The 14,374-nt window shown below is 67.0% G+C and carries 15 protein-coding genes and 1 pseudogene; 12 read left to right on the top strand and 4 right to left on the bottom strand.

Annotated elements, in window-relative coordinates; translation table 11 throughout:
• Positions 1-4 precede the first annotated feature (4 nt).
• From FBZ87_RS02295 to FBZ87_RS02335, 9 genes and pseudogenes are all read left to right on the top strand, one after another.
• Positions 5-1,333, top strand: coding sequence for a 2-hydroxycarboxylate transporter family protein (locus tag FBZ87_RS02295; protein WP_145608750.1), 1,329 nt, complete (start codon positions 5-7; stop codon positions 1,331-1,333).
• Positions 1,334-1,440: 107 nt separating this feature from the next.
• Positions 1,441-1,908 carry a VOC family protein gene (locus tag FBZ87_RS02300; RefSeq protein WP_145608751.1) on the top strand — a complete coding sequence of 156 codons (468 nt, stop codon included), beginning with the start codon at positions 1,441-1,443 and terminating at the stop codon, positions 1,906-1,908.
• A gap of 175 nt (positions 1,909-2,083) precedes the next feature.
• Positions 2,084-3,097: a retroviral-like aspartic protease family protein gene (locus FBZ87_RS02305; protein WP_186454527.1), complete on the top strand. Its 1,014-nt coding sequence runs from the start codon at positions 2,084-2,086 to the stop codon at positions 3,095-3,097.
• A 239-nt stretch (positions 3,098-3,336) separates the two neighbouring features.
• Positions 3,337-4,545, top strand: coding sequence for a retroviral-like aspartic protease family protein (locus FBZ87_RS02310; RefSeq protein ID WP_186454528.1), 1,209 nt, complete (start codon positions 3,337-3,339; stop codon positions 4,543-4,545).
• A 515-nt stretch (positions 4,546-5,060) separates the two neighbouring features.
• Positions 5,061-5,558: pseudogene (locus FBZ87_RS02315) on the top strand (RDD family protein); the annotation flags it as partial.
• 92 nt (positions 5,559-5,650) lie between these two features.
• The gene (locus FBZ87_RS02320) at positions 5,651-7,066 is read left to right on the top strand and encodes a short-chain fatty acid transporter (protein WP_145608755.1); all 1,416 of its coding nucleotides are present in this window, start codon (positions 5,651-5,653) and stop codon (positions 7,064-7,066) included.
• A gap of 121 nt (positions 7,067-7,187) precedes the next feature.
• Positions 7,188-7,625, top strand: coding sequence for a hypothetical protein (locus FBZ87_RS02325; protein WP_145608756.1), 438 nt, complete (start codon positions 7,188-7,190; stop codon positions 7,623-7,625).
• A gap of 106 nt (positions 7,626-7,731) precedes the next feature.
• The gene (locus tag FBZ87_RS02330) at positions 7,732-8,160 is read left to right on the top strand and encodes a hypothetical protein (RefSeq protein WP_145608757.1); all 429 of its coding nucleotides are present in this window, start codon (positions 7,732-7,734) and stop codon (positions 8,158-8,160) included.
• A 99-nt stretch (positions 8,161-8,259) separates the two neighbouring features.
• Entirely contained in the window at positions 8,260-8,877 is a 618-nt protein-coding gene (locus FBZ87_RS02335) for a GNAT family N-acetyltransferase (RefSeq protein ID WP_145608758.1), read from the top strand.
• Positions 8,878-8,975: 98 nt separating this feature from the next.
• Here FBZ87_RS02335 and FBZ87_RS02340 read toward each other — a convergent pair whose 3' ends face one another.
• Together FBZ87_RS02340 and FBZ87_RS02345 are read right to left on the bottom strand one after the other, a co-directional pair.
• The gene (locus FBZ87_RS02340) at positions 8,976-9,458 is read right to left on the bottom strand and encodes a glutathione peroxidase (protein WP_145608759.1); all 483 of its coding nucleotides are present in this window, start codon (positions 9,456-9,458) and stop codon (positions 8,976-8,978) included.
• Positions 9,459-9,569: 111 nt separating this feature from the next.
• Positions 9,570-9,944, bottom strand: coding sequence for a hypothetical protein (locus tag FBZ87_RS02345; RefSeq protein ID WP_145608760.1), 375 nt, complete (start codon positions 9,942-9,944; stop codon positions 9,570-9,572).
• 286 nt (positions 9,945-10,230) lie between these two features.
• Between FBZ87_RS02345 and modA the strand changes: the two genes are divergently transcribed.
• From modA to modC, 3 genes are read left to right on the top strand one after another with little or no spacing between them, the layout of a single operon-like run.
• A complete protein-coding gene (gene modA, locus FBZ87_RS02350) occupies positions 10,231-11,049 on the top strand; it encodes a molybdate ABC transporter substrate-binding protein (protein WP_246134193.1) in 819 nt (272 codons plus the stop codon).
• A 24-nt stretch (positions 11,050-11,073) separates the two neighbouring features.
• Positions 11,074-11,775 (top strand): molybdate ABC transporter permease subunit, encoded by a 702-nt coding sequence (modB, locus tag FBZ87_RS02355; protein ID WP_145608761.1) that lies wholly within the window; start codon positions 11,074-11,076, stop codon positions 11,773-11,775.
• Positions 11,776-12,870, top strand: a complete 1,095-nt coding sequence (modC, locus tag FBZ87_RS02360; protein WP_145608762.1) for a molybdenum ABC transporter ATP-binding protein — start codon at positions 11,776-11,778, stop codon at positions 12,868-12,870. It begins immediately after the preceding gene.
• Here the strand turns inward: modC and FBZ87_RS02365 are convergent.
• On the bottom strand, positions 12,867-13,850 hold the full coding sequence (locus FBZ87_RS02365) for a TolB family protein (RefSeq protein WP_145608763.1): 984 nt from the start codon (positions 13,848-13,850) through the stop codon (positions 12,867-12,869). The two genes, modC and FBZ87_RS02365, sit on opposite strands and share 4 nt — an antisense overlap.
• A gap of 94 nt (positions 13,851-13,944) precedes the next feature.
• The gene (locus tag FBZ87_RS02370; protein ID WP_145608764.1) at positions 13,945-14,292 is read right to left on the bottom strand and encodes a winged helix-turn-helix domain-containing protein; all 348 of its coding nucleotides are present in this window, start codon (positions 14,290-14,292) and stop codon (positions 13,945-13,947) included.
• Positions 14,293-14,374 lie beyond the last annotated feature (82 nt).

Consider the following 14,374-nt stretch of genomic DNA (forward strand, 5'->3'; position numbering starts at 1 on the left):
AGACGTGACCGAGATCCCCGCCGCCATCCCCGGCACACCCTCGGCGCCGGCGCGCCTGGCCCCCCTGCGCATCGGGCCGCTGCCCCTGCCCATCTATATCGCGTTATGCGCCGTCACCGTCCTGGCCGCGATGTCCGGGCGCCTGCCCAACGACGTCATCGGCGGCCTGTCGGTGCTGATGCTGACCGGTTTCCTGTTGGGGGAGCTGGGCGCCCGGCTGCCCGTGCTGCGCCATATCGGCGGCACCGCCATCCTGTGCCTGTTCGTGCCGGCGGCCCTGGTGGGTACCGGTGTCGCCGACCCGGCCATGGTCAAGGCCGTGACCACAACCTTCAAGACCGCCAATTTCCAGTATTTCTACATCGCCTGCCTGGTGGCGGGCAGCATCTTGGGTATGCCGCACCGGGTGCTGGTCCAGGGTTTCCTGCGCATGTTCGTGCCCCTGCTGGGCGGCACGCTGGCGGCGCTGGGCACGGGAATCTGCGTCGGCCTGGCCTTCGGCTACGGTCCTGCCCACACCTTCTTCTTCATCCTGGTGCCCATCCTGGGCGGCGGCCTGGGCGAGGGCGTGCTGCCCCTGTCGGCGGGGTATGCCGAGATCCTGGGCCGGCCCCAGGCCGACCTGATGGGCATGATGGTGCCGGCGGCCCTGCTGGGCAATGTGGCGGCCATCATCGGCTGCGGCCTGCTGAACCGCTTCGGCCAGCGCAACCCGCGCTACAACGGCAACGGCATGCTGGTGCGCTCCGGCGCCGACCAGGACCTGCTGGCGGAGCGCGCGCCCGACCGGCCCATCGAGCTGCGCCTGATGGGGGCCGGGCTGCTGCTGGCCTGCGGCCTGTTCATCCTGGGCACGCAACTGGCGCCCCTGACCGGCATTCCCGCCCCCATCCTCATGATCGTGGGGTCCGCCCTTTTGAAGCTGACCCGCATCCTGCCGGCGGAGATGGAGCTGGGCGCCTATCAGATCAACCGCTTCATGTCGACCAACCTGACCTTCGCCATCCTGGTGGCCATGGGCGCCCTGCTGGTGTCGTGGCCGCAGCTGGTGGGGGCCTTCACGGTCGGCTATGTCGCCATCTGCACCGCCACCGTGGCCGCCATGATCGCCACCGGCTTCTTCATCGGTCACAAGATGCGCATGTACGCGGTGGAGGCCGCCATCGTCACCGCCTGCCACAGCGGCCTGGGCGGCACCGGCGACGTGGCCATCCTGTCGGCGTCCGACCGCATGGGCCTGATGCCCTTCGCCCAGATCTCCACCCGCATCGGCGGGGCCGCCATGGTGGTCATCGCCACCGTCCTGCTGCGAGCCCTGGGCGGCGTATCCTGAAGGGTGCGGAGGGAAGCGCCTAAGCGTCATTCCAACCGTGTAGAATGGTGGGCGCCGGTCAGCGGACATCTGGCCGGCCACGACACCGAACCGGGAGGAGACCAGCCATGACCGAGCCCAATCCACGCCATCCCCTGCCCCACCTGACGGTCGAGGGCGCCGCCGCCGCCATCGACTTCTATACCCGGGCCTTCGGCGCCACCGAGGCGAGCCGCCACCTGACACCGGATGGCCGCGTGCTCCACGCCAGCCTGGTGTTCCCCGATGGCGGCGTGCTGATGCTGAACGACGACTTCCCGGAATTTGCCGGCGGCCGCAGCCGCAGCCCCAAGGCGGTGGGCATCTGTTCCATCACCCTGCACATCACCGTGGCCGACGTGGATGCCGCGTGGGAAAAGGCCGTGGCGGCCGGCGCCAACATCGCCATGCCCCTGGCCGATCAGTTCTGGGGCGATCGCTATGGCAAGCTGACCGACCCCTTCGGCCAGGACTGGTCGCTGTCCAGCCCCCGCCGCAAGCCGTCGGCGGAAGAGATGGCCGACGTCACGGCCAGGATGTTCCCGACCAAGGGCTGACCACCGCCTCGCGGATCCCTGGTGCCGCCGGGGCGGTGCGTATTATCCTGGCGCCAGAAACGGCGCCAGGAGCGTGCCGGCCCCGGTGACCGGGGATAGGGGGGCATATATGGCTTGGACTGTAAGGGGTGCGGGTCCGGGAGCGGGACCGGCGGCGGCATGGCGTCGGCTCGTCATGCTGGTGAAGGCCGGTGGCCTGTTGTGCCTGGGTCTGGCGGCGTCACCCGCTGCGGCGGAAAAGCCGAAATGCCAACTGCAGCCGATGAGCAACCTTATCATCACCATGGACCGGAACATGCCCCTGGTGGACGTGGGCATCAACGGCCAGCAGGTTCACATGCTGCTGGACACCGGCGCCGATACCAACTTCATCACCAGGCCGGCCGCCGAGAGGCTGAAGCTGCGCCACGGGTGGGAGCCCGGCCAGCATGCCGAGGGTGTGGGTGGCCGCGTCGCCATCTATTCCAGCCAGATCGACGACATGACGCTGGGCAACTGGCTGGTCCATCGGGTGGAGATGCCGGTCTTGAGCAACCACGACGTTGGCGACGGGCCGGACGTCGTCGGCGTGTTGGGCGAACGGTTCCTGTCGAATTTCGACCTGGACATCGATATCGCCCACAACCGCCTGGTCCTCTTCCATGCCGAGGATTGCGAACATACCGCCCTGGCGTCCTACTGGGGCATACCCTACGACTACACGAAGATCGAGCGCATGCGGGAGGACGGGTCGCCGATCTGGCTGACCGTCCTGATCAACGGGCAGCCGGTACGCGCCATTCTGGATACGGGCGCCGCGACCTCGGTCATGACCTTGCAAACGGCGGCGCGGTTGGGCATGACGCCGCAGACCCCCGGCGTCACCCACACCGGCAGGTCTGGCGGCATCGGCAATGACGCGGTCGACGACTATGTCGGCCTGTTCGACAGCTTCAAACTGGGGGATGAGGAAATCCGCCGTGTCCATCTGCGCTTCGGCGAAATGTTCGGCAACGGCGGATGGGACGTGCCCGAGATGCTGCTGGGCCTGGACTTCCTGCGCGCCCACCGCGTGTTCATCTCACACAGCCAGCACCGGCTCTATTTCGCCTATGTCGGCAGCGGGCCCATCTTCCAGGTCATGGGTCCCAGGCTGCCTCGCGCCGACCAGGCGGCTGATATGGCGCCGGCGGAGACGGAAGGGCGCTGAAGCCCGTCAGACTGACCGTAAGGGGTGATGTCGCGTCGTTCCTGGCGCCGGATCATCGGGACCAGCGACATAATTGCATTTCAATATGTTCCGGCTTTCACAACCAGCGAGCGTCATGGCATTGTTTGCGCAATGGCCGCGCGTGGTGCGATGGCCTAGGGGATAGTCTGACTGTGACGATGGGGAAACCGGCCCCGGTTGGGAATCGGCATGGTTCCGGTGCCGAGGCGTCGGGCGAAATGCTTGAAGGCCGCACCAGCGCGAGCCCGCCCGGTGATGATGCCCATGGGTTCGATGGCTGGTCCCGGCGGGTCAACCACCCGAACAGACCGCCCGCAGCTTTCAACGCAGAAAGAAGCATGACCATGACGACGCGACGCCGTCGCACCCTCCGCCACTTGGCGGTGGCGACCCTGGGCCTGACCCTGGCCTGCGCCACGGTGGGCCCGCACAGCAACGCCCAGGCGAGCGAAGACAAGCGGAAGTGCCAGTTGCTGCGGGTCGGCACCCTAGGCCTGACCATGGACGCCAACATGCCCTTGCTGGACGTGGGTGTGAATGGCCAGGACGGCTATCTGATCATGGATACAGGCGCCACGTTTGGCACGATCACCAAGCCGGCGGCGAAAAGGTTGCAGTTGTCCGGGCATTGGGTGCCGGGAATTTACATGGAAGGCGTCGGGGGCCGGGTCAGCGTCGAGGAAGCCAGGATCGACGAACTGCGGCTGGGCGATTGGAAGGCCCATCACATCGACTATCCGGTATTCACCAATCATGACCTGTCGGACAATGAGAAGATATTCGGCCTCATGGGGGAGAATTTCCTGTCCAAGTTCGACCTGGATATCGATATAGCCCACAATAAAGTCAGCCTGTTTCAACCCCAGAACTGCGACGACGTCGCCTTGGCCTATTGGACTGACGCTTACAACGAGGCGGAATTCAGCCGCTTTTCGAAAGAGAATCCGAAGATCTGGTTGAAGGTCCTGCTCAACGGTGAGGAAATCCGCGCCATTCTCGACACGGGCGCATCCACCTCGGTGATAACCGAACGGGCGGCGGCCCGGGCAGGGTTGACACCGGAAAGCCCCGGCGTGACGCGCAGCGGCAAATCAGCGGGCGTCGGCGACGACCAGGTGCAAGACTATATCGGCGTCTTCGACAGCTTCCGGCTTGGGGATGAGGAGATCAAACATGTCCGCCTGCGCTTCGGCGAGTTGTTCAGCCATGGCGGTCGCGAGGTACCGGAGATGCTGCTGGGCCTGGACTTTTTACGTGCCCACCGCATGTTCGTCTCCCACAGCCAACGCAAGATTTATTTCTCGTATGTCGGCGGTCCGGTTTTCCAGGTAATGGGCCCACGCCTGCGCCGGGTGACGCCGGAGGCGGAACCGGCGGCGGAGGGCGAATCCCCCGCACCCCAGCCGGACGATAAAAAGCAGCCCTGAGCCGTATGCCCATCACCGCGCCAGGGCCTGCCCACCCTGGCGATTATGGTGAGCTGCCCGCAATGCCCCCCGGGGATTGAAATGCGCTGATCCAAGGCGCCAGGACGTTGCGCGACCTGTCACAACTCATCACAAGTCGCCGCGCAGTCAACAAATCGTAACGCTCACCCCCTTGCCCTATTGGAGAGAGGATGATAAGAGTCGTCACACAATAATCACAGCGCCATTTACTTGGGATGAACGGCCAATTAACTCGGCAAACCATCCTGATTTAACGTAAACGGCGCTTTAATGGCGATAATATTTCAGGCACTGCCGCCGCCTTCACCGGCCCCGTCTCATTCAAGACGGTGACACTTGTTGTGGCGGCATTGTCCTCATGCTCCGATGGGCCTACCCTCATGGACCCGCCCCTCAACCAACGGACAAGAGGGACCATGAGCGTCGAGACGACCGTCCCCACCCTTCCCTTGCAAAACAGCACCATCCCCGTTGGCTAGACCTACGGCGGCTTTTGGCGCCGGGCGCTCGCGGCCCTCATCGACACGTTGATCCTGTTCGTCGTCTCCCTGACCCTGGCCGTGGCTTTCGGCTATCCGCTCGCGCCACAGATGGCGGCCGGATCCGGGGCATCACCGGTGGCCCTAGGCACGGCAACGGTGGTGAACATCGCGCTGTACCTCACCTACCACACGCTGTTCGTCGCCAGCGGCATGCGGGCGACGCCGGGCAAGCGCTTCATGACCCTGGTCGTGGCCCGGCCTGATGGTGGACGGGTGGGCCCCGGCATCGCCTTCGCCCGCATCGGCGTGCAGGAACTGCTGACCCTGCCGCTGCTGCTGATGCAATCCCAGGCCAAGACAGCACCCCTGTTGTACCTGGCGGTGGTGCTGGTCTTCTTCGTGGCCCTGCTGGTCAACTACCTGATGGTGGCCTTCACCGACCAGAAAACCGCCGGCCACGACCGCATCTGCCGCACCCGCGTGTTCAAGACCCCGGATGAGGGGGTATGACCGCTGTGACACCCCACCTTGCCGCTGGTTTTCCCCGTTCTCGCCGCTAAGGTTAATGGCGGCGGGGGAAGACCCGCGTGGAGGGAACGTGAATGGCAATCAATAAGATGGAAAGCGCCGGGGCGGGCGGCGAGGGGGTGCTAGCGCGCTGCGCCGTCGCCTTCACCCGCTGGGCGGAAAAATGGTTCCCCGACGCCTTCGTTTTCGTCGTCCTGGGGGTCATCATCGTCGCCGCCGGCAACCTGGTAACGGGCGCGCCGGTGGGTGCCGTCGCCACCGGCGTGGGCGATGGGTTCTGGTCCCTGATCCCCTTCACCATCCAGATGTCCATGGTGGTGATCACCGGCTATGTCGTGGCCAGCTCGCCGCCCGTGCTGCGGCTGATCGAATGGCTGGCGCGGGTGCCGGCCACCGGCCGGGGGGCGGTCGCCTTCACCGCCTTTGTCAGCATGGCGGCCTCCTACCTCAACTACGCCCTCAGCCTGGTGCTGGGCGCCTTGCTGGTGCGGGCGCTGGCCCGGCGCCAGGACATCCGTGTGGATTACCGCGCGGCGGGGGCGGCCGCCTACCTGGGCCTGGGCGCCACCTGGGCCCTGGGCCTCAGCTCCTCGGCCGCCATGCTGCAGGCCAACCCGGCCAGCCTGCCCAAGGCGGTGGCCGACATCACCGGCATCATCCCCCTGAGCCAGACCATCTTCCTCTGGCAGTCCATGGTGATGGGCCTGGTGATTCTGCTGGTGTCCGTCGCCATCGCCTATTATTCCGCCCCCGGCGACGCGCGGGCCCGCACCGCCGCCGACCTGGGCGTGGACGTAACGGAGGCCGCCGCCGAAAAAGGAAGCGCCACCCGGCCGGGCGATTGGCTGGAGCTGACGCCCATCCTGCCGCTGGTCATCGTGGCCCTGGGCGCCGGCTTCCTGGTGCATGAGTTCCAAAACAAACCGGCCCTCGGCGTCATCTCCAACCTCAACACCTACAATTTCTTCTTCATCATGCTTGGCCTGCTGCTGCACGGGCGGCTGTGCAGCTTCCTGGCCGCCGTGTCCAAGGCGGTGCCCAGCACCGCGGGCGTGCTGATCCAGTTCCCCTTCTATGGCGCCATCGCCCAGCTGCTGACCCAGGTGCCGGGGTCGGATGGGCAGTCCATCTCCCACCATCTGGCGCATCTGTTCGTCAGCCTGGCCAGCGGCAGCACCTTCCCCGTCGTCATCGGCATCTATTCCGCCATCCTGGGCTTCCTGGTGCCCTCGGGCGGCGGCAAATGGATCATCGAGGCGCCCTACGTCATGCAGGCCGCCATCGACGTGAACGCCCACAAGGGCTGGGCGGTGCAGGTCTACAACGCGGCCGAGGCCTTGCCCAACCTGATCAACCCCTTCTGGATGCTGCCGCTGCTGGGCGTGCTGGGCCTGAAGGCCAAGGATATTGTGGGCTTCAGCTTTACCCAGCTGCTGTTCCACCTACCTTTGGTGCTGTTCCTGCTGTGGCTGCTGGCGCCGGCGGCCTAGCCTCGCGCACCGGTAGCGGTGATTGTATAAAATGCCGCATCCACCCTCCATGAGTTGAGGGGATGGTGGATGCGATGCTACGGTGAGCGCACGCCCCTTCCTCGCTTGAGGCCCACGCCTGATGAAGACCACCCTCGTCCTGGCCACCGCTTTCCTGCTGCTGGCTGGCTGCGCCGCCCCGCCGGCCACTTCGCCAACCACATCCTACGATGCGGTCCAACGGGCGGCGGCGGCGGCGCCGGACGGTGTGTTCGACACCTATGCCCTGGAGGTGCGGGCCACAGGGCGTGAGCATGGTCACATCTATCTAAATTCGGAAATGGACTACCGTGACCAGCGCAACGTGACGGTCGAGATCTTGCCCACCGCCATCCCGGCTTTTCGCCAAGCCTACGGCCAGGACGCCGACACCTACCTACAAGGCCGGCGCATCCTGGTCAGCGGCGAAGCCAAGCGGGTAACCATCTGGTTCTTCGCCAACGGCAAGCAAACCGATAAATATTATTACCAGACACACATTCTGGTGGCCGACCCGAGCCAAATCCAGTTGGGTTCCTGAACCGGTCCGGATAAGTCTGAAGGGACGGGCGCCGTGTCGCCGTCAAATTGAACGGACGCTCCTCCGCCTTATCTTGGTGACGCGCTTATCGTCATTGGAGAGCCCTATGAAGACCGCCGCATTGTCGATTCTTGCCGCCGCGCTGCTGGCCGGCTGCGCCACCCAGCCGCTGACGCCTGAGGACGCCATCCACTACGCCGCCGCTGTGGCGCCGGACGTCTATTCCGATACCTATGTCATGGACGTGGTCGCGACCGGCCGGCAGAACGGCCGCATCTTCCTGAATTCGCAGGAGGACTATCGCGACCCGCACACCTTGACGATCGAGATCCTGCCCAGCGCCCTGCCCGCCTTCAAACAGGCCTACGGCGAGGATGCCGACGCCCATTTCAAGGGCCATCGCGTCACGGTGCTGGGTGAGGCGCGACGCGTCACCATCTGGTACCTGAACCAGAGCGGCGAGCGCACCGGCCAGTCCTATTACCAGACCCATATCGTGGTGTCCGATCCGGACCAGATCAAGATCGAGTCGTGACGGCCCCATATCGCCGTCCTATTCCGCCTGACGCCTTGCCAGGCCCGCGTCCCCTCGTGGAAGGTGGGGCATGGGATTTGGTGATGTAAGGATGCCCTCATGGCGGATGCGGATGCGATACCCGCCCCAATGATCGTGCCCACCCTGGGCGACGGCGGCGTCATTCTGCGGCCCTTGCGCCTGGATGATGTCGTCGCCCGCCTGGCCCTGGGCCGCGATCCGGAAATCCACCACCTGATGGGCTGGGACGGCAGCGGCGCGCCGGCAGGGTACACCCAGGCCGACGCCGACCTATGGATGGCCGACCAGCTGAAGTTCCCCTACAGCTGGGCCATAGCCCTGCCGGAGCCGGGGGCGCAGGGGGCGGACGGCCCCCTGCCTGACCGCATGGTGGGCAGCGTGCGCCTGGGCGGAGTGAACGACGCGCTGGCGCCGGGCCTGCGCACCGCCAGCCTGGGTATCGGCCTGCTGGACCCGGCGGCGCTGGACCGGGGGCTGGGCATGCGCGCGATGCGCCTGCTGTTCCCCTACGCCTTCGGTCCCCTGGGTCTGCACCGCATAGGCCTGCGCGTGCTGGCCATCAACACCCGCGCCGTCCATTGCTATGAAAAACTGGGCTTCCAGATCGAGGGACGGGAGCGGCAAACCTATTCCCTAATGGGCCAATGGCACGACAGCCTGGTCATGGGCCTGCTGGCCGAAGAATACCGTGGCTGACGCCACCGGCCACCATCCTGGCAAGGGCGGCCGGTGACCGTGGGCGCGGCAGGGCGCGGGCCGAGGCCAAACCAGCGGACGCCCCCGCCTTGGGCCTGTCAGGCGGCCAGCGCGGCCTGGATGGCCTTTTCCAGCTTCTCGGGCTTGGCCACCGGCGGATACCGCTTCACCTTGCCATCCTTGCCCACCAGGAACTTGGTGAAGTTCCACTTGATGGACTTGCTGCCCAGGAAGCCGCGGGCGCGACCCTTCAGATGCTCATACAACGGCTCGGCCTTGTCGCCGTTGACCTCGACCTTGGCCAAGACGGGGAAGGTGACGTCGTAGGTCAGGGAGCAGAAGTTCTGGATTTCCTGGGCGTCACCCGGTTCCTGCTGGCCGAACTGGTTGCAGGGGAATCCCAGGATGACCAGCCCCTGGTCCTTGTACTTGCGGTACAGGGCCTCCAGCCCCTTGTACTGCGGGGTGAAGCCACACTTGCTGGCGACGTTGACCACCAGCACGACCTTGCCCTTGTAGGCCGCCATGTCCACCGGGCCGCCAGCCGCGTCCCGCACCGTGTAGTCGTAAATCGTGGCCATGGCCTTCCCCCGTTTCGTCCTGGCGGGAAGGCCCAAGGGTCCGGTGCCCCGGGGATTCCCGATCTTTCCCAAGGCTACAGGATGAATTATATTGTGCGCAAGGTAATTTGATTACACCAGCATGTTGACGGCGCTGATCTGCCCACCCTGGCCACCATCGTTGCTGGCGCTGCTGGCATCGCTGTCGCCCATTCCCGAACCGTCCTTGGCCGCCGCCTGGGTGGCCGGCGTCGTGGTCGTGGTGGTGGAGCCGTCGGAGTAGGTGACGGTGGTGGTGGTCGAGCCATCCGGCGCCGTGGTGGTGACCGTGCTGGTTACCGTCTTGGTCGAGGAGCTGCTGCTGGTGCCGCCGGCCGAGCCGCTGCTGTCCGACGATGCGGTGGACGATGACGCCGAAGACGACGCGCCGCCGGACGTGGTCCCCCCGCTCTGCAGGAGGGAGCTGAGCGAGACGGTCATGTTGGTGCCGGACGAGATGCTGGTCATGGCGATGATCCCCAAGGCTTGAACAGGCGCAGGGCGAAGCCCCCGCAGATTGGCCGGAAGCCAGGGTGATGCCGCCCCCGGCCCGCCGCCAGCGGTAAGAGGGCATGCGGTCCGCCTGCAAATTCCGCGACTGCCTTTGGCCTGTCCGCCGTTGCGGAAGGCAGTCGTTCGCAGCACTGCGATGAAATGATCGAATCCGGGCGGCGGATACGCGTGGCGACGGCCCCAATCACACGCTATATTCATCAGGATATAGCGTGTGATTGAAACGCGAGGGGGCAAGACAATGCATGAAATGTGGAGCCGGCGGATGCTGGGCCGGCTGGCGATGGCTGGCGCGACGGTGGCGGTCGCGATTGCCCTGGGCACCGCCACCGCCCTGGCCCAGGGCGGTGGCCCCCTGGTGTTCGCGGCCGCCAGCCTGAAGAACGCGCTGGACAACGCCAATGCCGCTTTCGTCGCCGGCGGGAGGCCCAAGGCCACCGTCACCTACGCCGCCAGTTCCGCGCTGGCCAAGCAGATCGAGGCGGGCGCCCCCGCCGACGTGTTCATCTCGGCTGACGAGGACTGGATGGACTATCTGGCCGGCAAGGGCCTGATCCAGCCCGCCACCCGCCGCGATCTGCTGGGCAACGATTTGGTGCTGGTGGCCCCCGCCGATGCCAAAACCACCATCGAGATCAAGCAGGGCTTCGCCCTGGACCAGGCACTGGATGCCGCGCAGAAGGGAGGCCGCCTGGCCGTGGGCGACACGGCCGCCGTGCCCGCCGGCAAGTACGCCAAGGCCGCCTTGCAGAAGCTGGGCGCCTGGGACAAGGTGCAGGACCGCCTGGCCCCGGCAGAGAACGTGCGCGCCGCCCTGGCCCTGGTGGCCCGGGGGGAGGCGCCGTTCGGCATCGTCTACAAGACCGACGCGGTGGCGGAACCGGGCGTGCGCATCGTCGCCACCTTCCCCGCCGACAGCCACGCCCCCATCCTCTATCCCATCGCCCTGGCCAAGGAGGCCACCAACGCCCAGGCGCGGGCCTTTCTGGATTTCCTGGCCGGCCCCAACGCGCGCCCCCTGTTCGAGGCGCAGGGTTTCACCGTACTGTCGGCGAAGTGATTCCTTCCTGACCGCTCGGCCCTCATGAACGACTTCGGTTTTGGTCCGGATGAGGTGGCGGCCATCCATCTCAGCCTGAAGGTGGCCATCTGGGCCACCCTGGCGTCGCTGCCCCCCGGCATCGCCGTGGCCCTGGCGCTGGCCCGTGGCCGGTTCTGGGGGCGGGATCTGTTGAATGGCCTTGTCCACCTGCCCTTGATCCTGCCCCCTGTGGTGACGGGCTATGCCCTGTTGCTGCTGATGGGGCGCCAGGGCTGGGTGGGCAAGCCCCTGGCCAGCATCGGCATCGTCTTCGCCTTCAACTGGACGGGCGCGGCGCTGGCCGCCGGCGTCATGGGCTTCCCCCTGATGGTGCGGGCCATCCGCCTGTCCATCGAGGCGGTGGACACCAGGCTGGAGCAGGCGGCCGGCACCCTGGGCGCGCCACCCCTGTGGGTGTTCGCCACGGTGACCCTGCCCCTGATGCTGCCCGGCGTGCTGGCCGGCGCGGTGCTGGCCTTCGCCAAGGCGCTGGGCGAATTCGGCGCCACCATCACCTTCGTCTCCAACATCCCCGGCCGCACCCAGACCCTGTCGGGCGCCATCTACGCCTATACCCAGTCGCCCGGCGGCGACGCCGGCGCCCTGCGCCTGGTGGCGGTCTCGGTGGTGCTGTCGCTGATGGCATTGCTGCTGTCGGAAGCGCTGGCGCGCAGCGTCAGCCGGCGCATCGGCGGGGTGGCGTGAATGAGCGCGCCGCCCGCCCTTGACCTTGATGTAACCCTGCGCCAAGGCGCTTTCGATCTGGTGGCGCAAATGACGGCCGGCCGGGGCCTGACCGTGCTGTTCGGCCAGTCAGGTTCAGGCAAGAGCACGCTGATCGACCTGGTGGCGGGCCTGAAGCGTCCAGACCGGGGCCGCATCGCCGTGAATGGCGTGCCCCTGGTGGATACGGCGGCCGGCCTGTGGCTGCCACCCCATCGCCGCCGCGTCGGTTATGTCTTCCAGGAGGCCCGGCTGCTGCCCCACCTGACGGTGCGGCAGAACCTGCTGTATGGCCGCTGGTTCGCCCGCCGCCATGTGGCGGCGGAGGCGCCTACGCTGGACTCGGTTACCGACCTGCTGGGAATCGGCCCCCTGCTGGCCCGCCGTCCCACCACCCTGTCGGGTGGGGAGAAGGCGCGCGTGGCCCTGGGCCGCGCCCTGCTGGCGGCCCCGCGCATCCTGCTGATGGATGAGCCGCTGGCGGCATTGGATGAGGCGCGCAAGGCCGAGATCCTGCCCTATCTGGAACGGCTGCGCGACCACGCCGGCCTGCCCATCCTGTACGTCACCCACGCGGTGGCGGAGGTCGCGCGCCTGGCCACCACGGTGGTGATGGTAGACCAGGGGCGGGTGCGCGCCGTGGGCACCCCGTCCACCCTATGGTCCCGTCCCGACCTGATGGACCTGACCGGCGGGGCGGAGGCGGGGTCGCTGCTGGACGCCGTGGTGGGGGCCTGCACGGATGACGGGTTGTTCCAGCTGGACACCCCCGCCGGCCGCATCCTGGTGCCCCATCTGCCGGCCCACCTGGCGCCGGGCGCCCGCACGCGCCTGCGCATCCCCGCCCGCGACGTGCTGCTGTCCGACAGGGCGCCTCAGGGCCTGTCGGCCCTGAACATCCTGCCCGGCATCGTCGCCGACGTACGAGAGGACGCGGATGGCAGCCGGGTGGTGCGCCTGGAATGCGTGGGCGCCCCCGTGCTGGCCCGCGTCACCCGTACCAGCGCCGACACCCTGGGTATCGCACCGGGCCAGCCCCTGTGGGCCATCGTCAAGGCCGTGGCCTTGGGAAGTTAGGGCAGCGGTTCGTAGCTAACAAAGGCGAAGCGCTGGCTGTCCGGCGACCAGGAATTGACATTCAGGGAGCCCTGGCCGCCGAAGAAGGTCAGCAGGCTGCGGATGGGGGCGTCGGCCTTGGGCGTCCCGTCGCCCGGCAGATCCATCAGGCGCAGTTGCACACCGGGGATGCGGCCGTCATGCGTCCTGGTGCCGGCGGGGAAGGACAGCATCAGCAGGTGGCGCCCATCCGGCGAGGGGTGGGGGAACCAGTCCTCCAGCGCGTCGTGTGTCACCCGCTGCGCCCGCGACTCCTTGGGCCCCGCGCCATCGGCCGGCAAACGCCAGATGTCCCAGCCATCCTGGCGGTCGGAATTGATGTAGATCCAGCGCCCATCGGGGCTGTAGTCCGGGCCGTCGTCGCTGGCGGCGATGTTGGTCAGGCGCTGTTCGGCGCTTCCATCCACCGGGCCGTCCACCGGCACGCGGTAGAGGTTGTAGGTCTGGGCGCCGTCGCGCTTGGCGACGAAGGACAGCCACTGGCCATCCGGCGACCAGCCGTGGAAATAGCTGGGTGTCGCGGGCGTCATGCGCCGCGCGTCCCCGGTCCTGGCCACGCCGTCCTTGCCCACCACATAGACGAAGCTATCGCGCATGGACCCCACCCCGCAGGATGCGGCGATCTTGTCCCCGATGCGGGTATAGGCCTTGTCGTTGTTGCAGCGCAGGTCGCCCATGGGGATGGCCTTCGGATGGCCGGCGTCCGGCCCCGCGACTGGGATGCGGTAGAGGACGCCCTGGCTGTTGGCCAGCAGCGACCGGCCATCCGGCGCCCAGTTTGGCGCTTCCCACACCGTATCGTCGGTGAAAAGCACCGTGGTCTTGCCGCTGGCGATGTCGAACAGCGTGATGCGGCTGCGGAAATGGTCGTTGTCGGCCGCATGGGCGATGACGGCCGTGGCCATGGCGGCGACGAACGTCGCGAAGCCGGCGAAACGCATGGGTGTCCCTCCTGCCAATTCTTATGGTGGGAGGGATAACATGAGGGCCGCGCGGTGTCTTCTGACAACGCTGTCCAACCGGCCGCTTGCGACCTTAGGCGCCGGGTGGCCGCAGGCGGCCGGCCAAACCGGCGCGGATGTCGGCCGTGGCCTCGGCTGCCGCCTTTTCCATGGCGCGATAAGCCGCCACCAGCTCATGCCCGAACTCCGTCAGGGCAGCGCCGCCGCCCCCGCCGCCGCCTACCTGGGTGGTGACCGAAGGCTGGACGAAGGTCTGGTTCAGGGCGTCGACCAGTTGCCAGGCGCGGCGGTAGGACATGCCCATGGCCCGCCCGGCGGCGGAGATGGAGTGGTGCTCGGCGATGGCTTCCAGCAGACGAATCTTGCCGGGGCCGACGGCGCCCTGGTCACCGAAATCAATGCGGAGGGTGAGGCGGTTCATGGGGGCGCATTGAATCGCGGGCGGCGCCCGCCCGCAAGGGGCATGCGCGGGACCCGAATGGAAAACCGTCACGGCCATAAAA

The sequence above is a fragment of the Nitrospirillum amazonense genome (assembly GCF_007828035.1).
Taxonomy (GTDB): Bacteria; Pseudomonadota; Alphaproteobacteria; order Azospirillales; family Azospirillaceae; genus Nitrospirillum; species Nitrospirillum amazonense.

What these genes read in the sequence shown, in the direction of transcription:
- FBZ87_RS02300 (WP_145608751.1), top strand. Translation starts at nt 1,441, where the DNA reads ATGACCGAGCCCAATCCACGCCATCCCCTGCCCCACCTGACGGTCGAG.
- FBZ87_RS02305 (WP_186454527.1), top strand. Translation starts at nt 2,084, where the DNA reads ATGCTGGTGAAGGCCGGTGGCCTGTTGTGCCTGGGTCTGGCGGCGTCA.
- FBZ87_RS02310 (WP_186454528.1), top strand. Translation starts at nt 3,337, where the DNA reads ATGCTTGAAGGCCGCACCAGCGCGAGCCCGCCCGGTGATGATGCCCAT.
- FBZ87_RS02320 (WP_145608755.1), top strand. Translation starts at nt 5,651, where the DNA reads ATGGCAATCAATAAGATGGAAAGCGCCGGGGCGGGCGGCGAGGGGGTG.
- FBZ87_RS02325 (WP_145608756.1), top strand. Translation starts at nt 7,188, where the DNA reads ATGAAGACCACCCTCGTCCTGGCCACCGCTTTCCTGCTGCTGGCTGGC.
- FBZ87_RS02330 (WP_145608757.1), top strand. Translation starts at nt 7,732, where the DNA reads ATGAAGACCGCCGCATTGTCGATTCTTGCCGCCGCGCTGCTGGCCGGC.
- FBZ87_RS02335 (WP_145608758.1), top strand. Translation starts at nt 8,260, where the DNA reads ATGGCGGATGCGGATGCGATACCCGCCCCAATGATCGTGCCCACCCTG.
- FBZ87_RS02340 (WP_145608759.1), bottom strand. Translation starts at nt 9,458, where the DNA reads ATGGCCACGATTTACGACTACACGGTGCGGGACGCGGCTGGCGGCCCG.
- FBZ87_RS02345 (WP_145608760.1), bottom strand. Translation starts at nt 9,944, where the DNA reads ATGACCAGCATCTCGTCCGGCACCAACATGACCGTCTCGCTCAGCTCC.
- modA (WP_246134193.1), top strand. Translation starts at nt 10,231, where the DNA reads ATGCATGAAATGTGGAGCCGGCGGATGCTGGGCCGGCTGGCGATGGCT.
- modB (WP_145608761.1), top strand. Translation starts at nt 11,074, where the DNA reads ATGAACGACTTCGGTTTTGGTCCGGATGAGGTGGCGGCCATCCATCTC.
- modC (WP_145608762.1), top strand. Translation starts at nt 11,776, where the DNA reads ATGAGCGCGCCGCCCGCCCTTGACCTTGATGTAACCCTGCGCCAAGGC.
- FBZ87_RS02365 (WP_145608763.1), bottom strand. Translation starts at nt 13,850, where the DNA reads ATGCGTTTCGCCGGCTTCGCGACGTTCGTCGCCGCCATGGCCACGGCC.
- FBZ87_RS02370 (WP_145608764.1), bottom strand. Translation starts at nt 14,292, where the DNA reads ATGAACCGCCTCACCCTCCGCATTGATTTCGGTGACCAGGGCGCCGTC.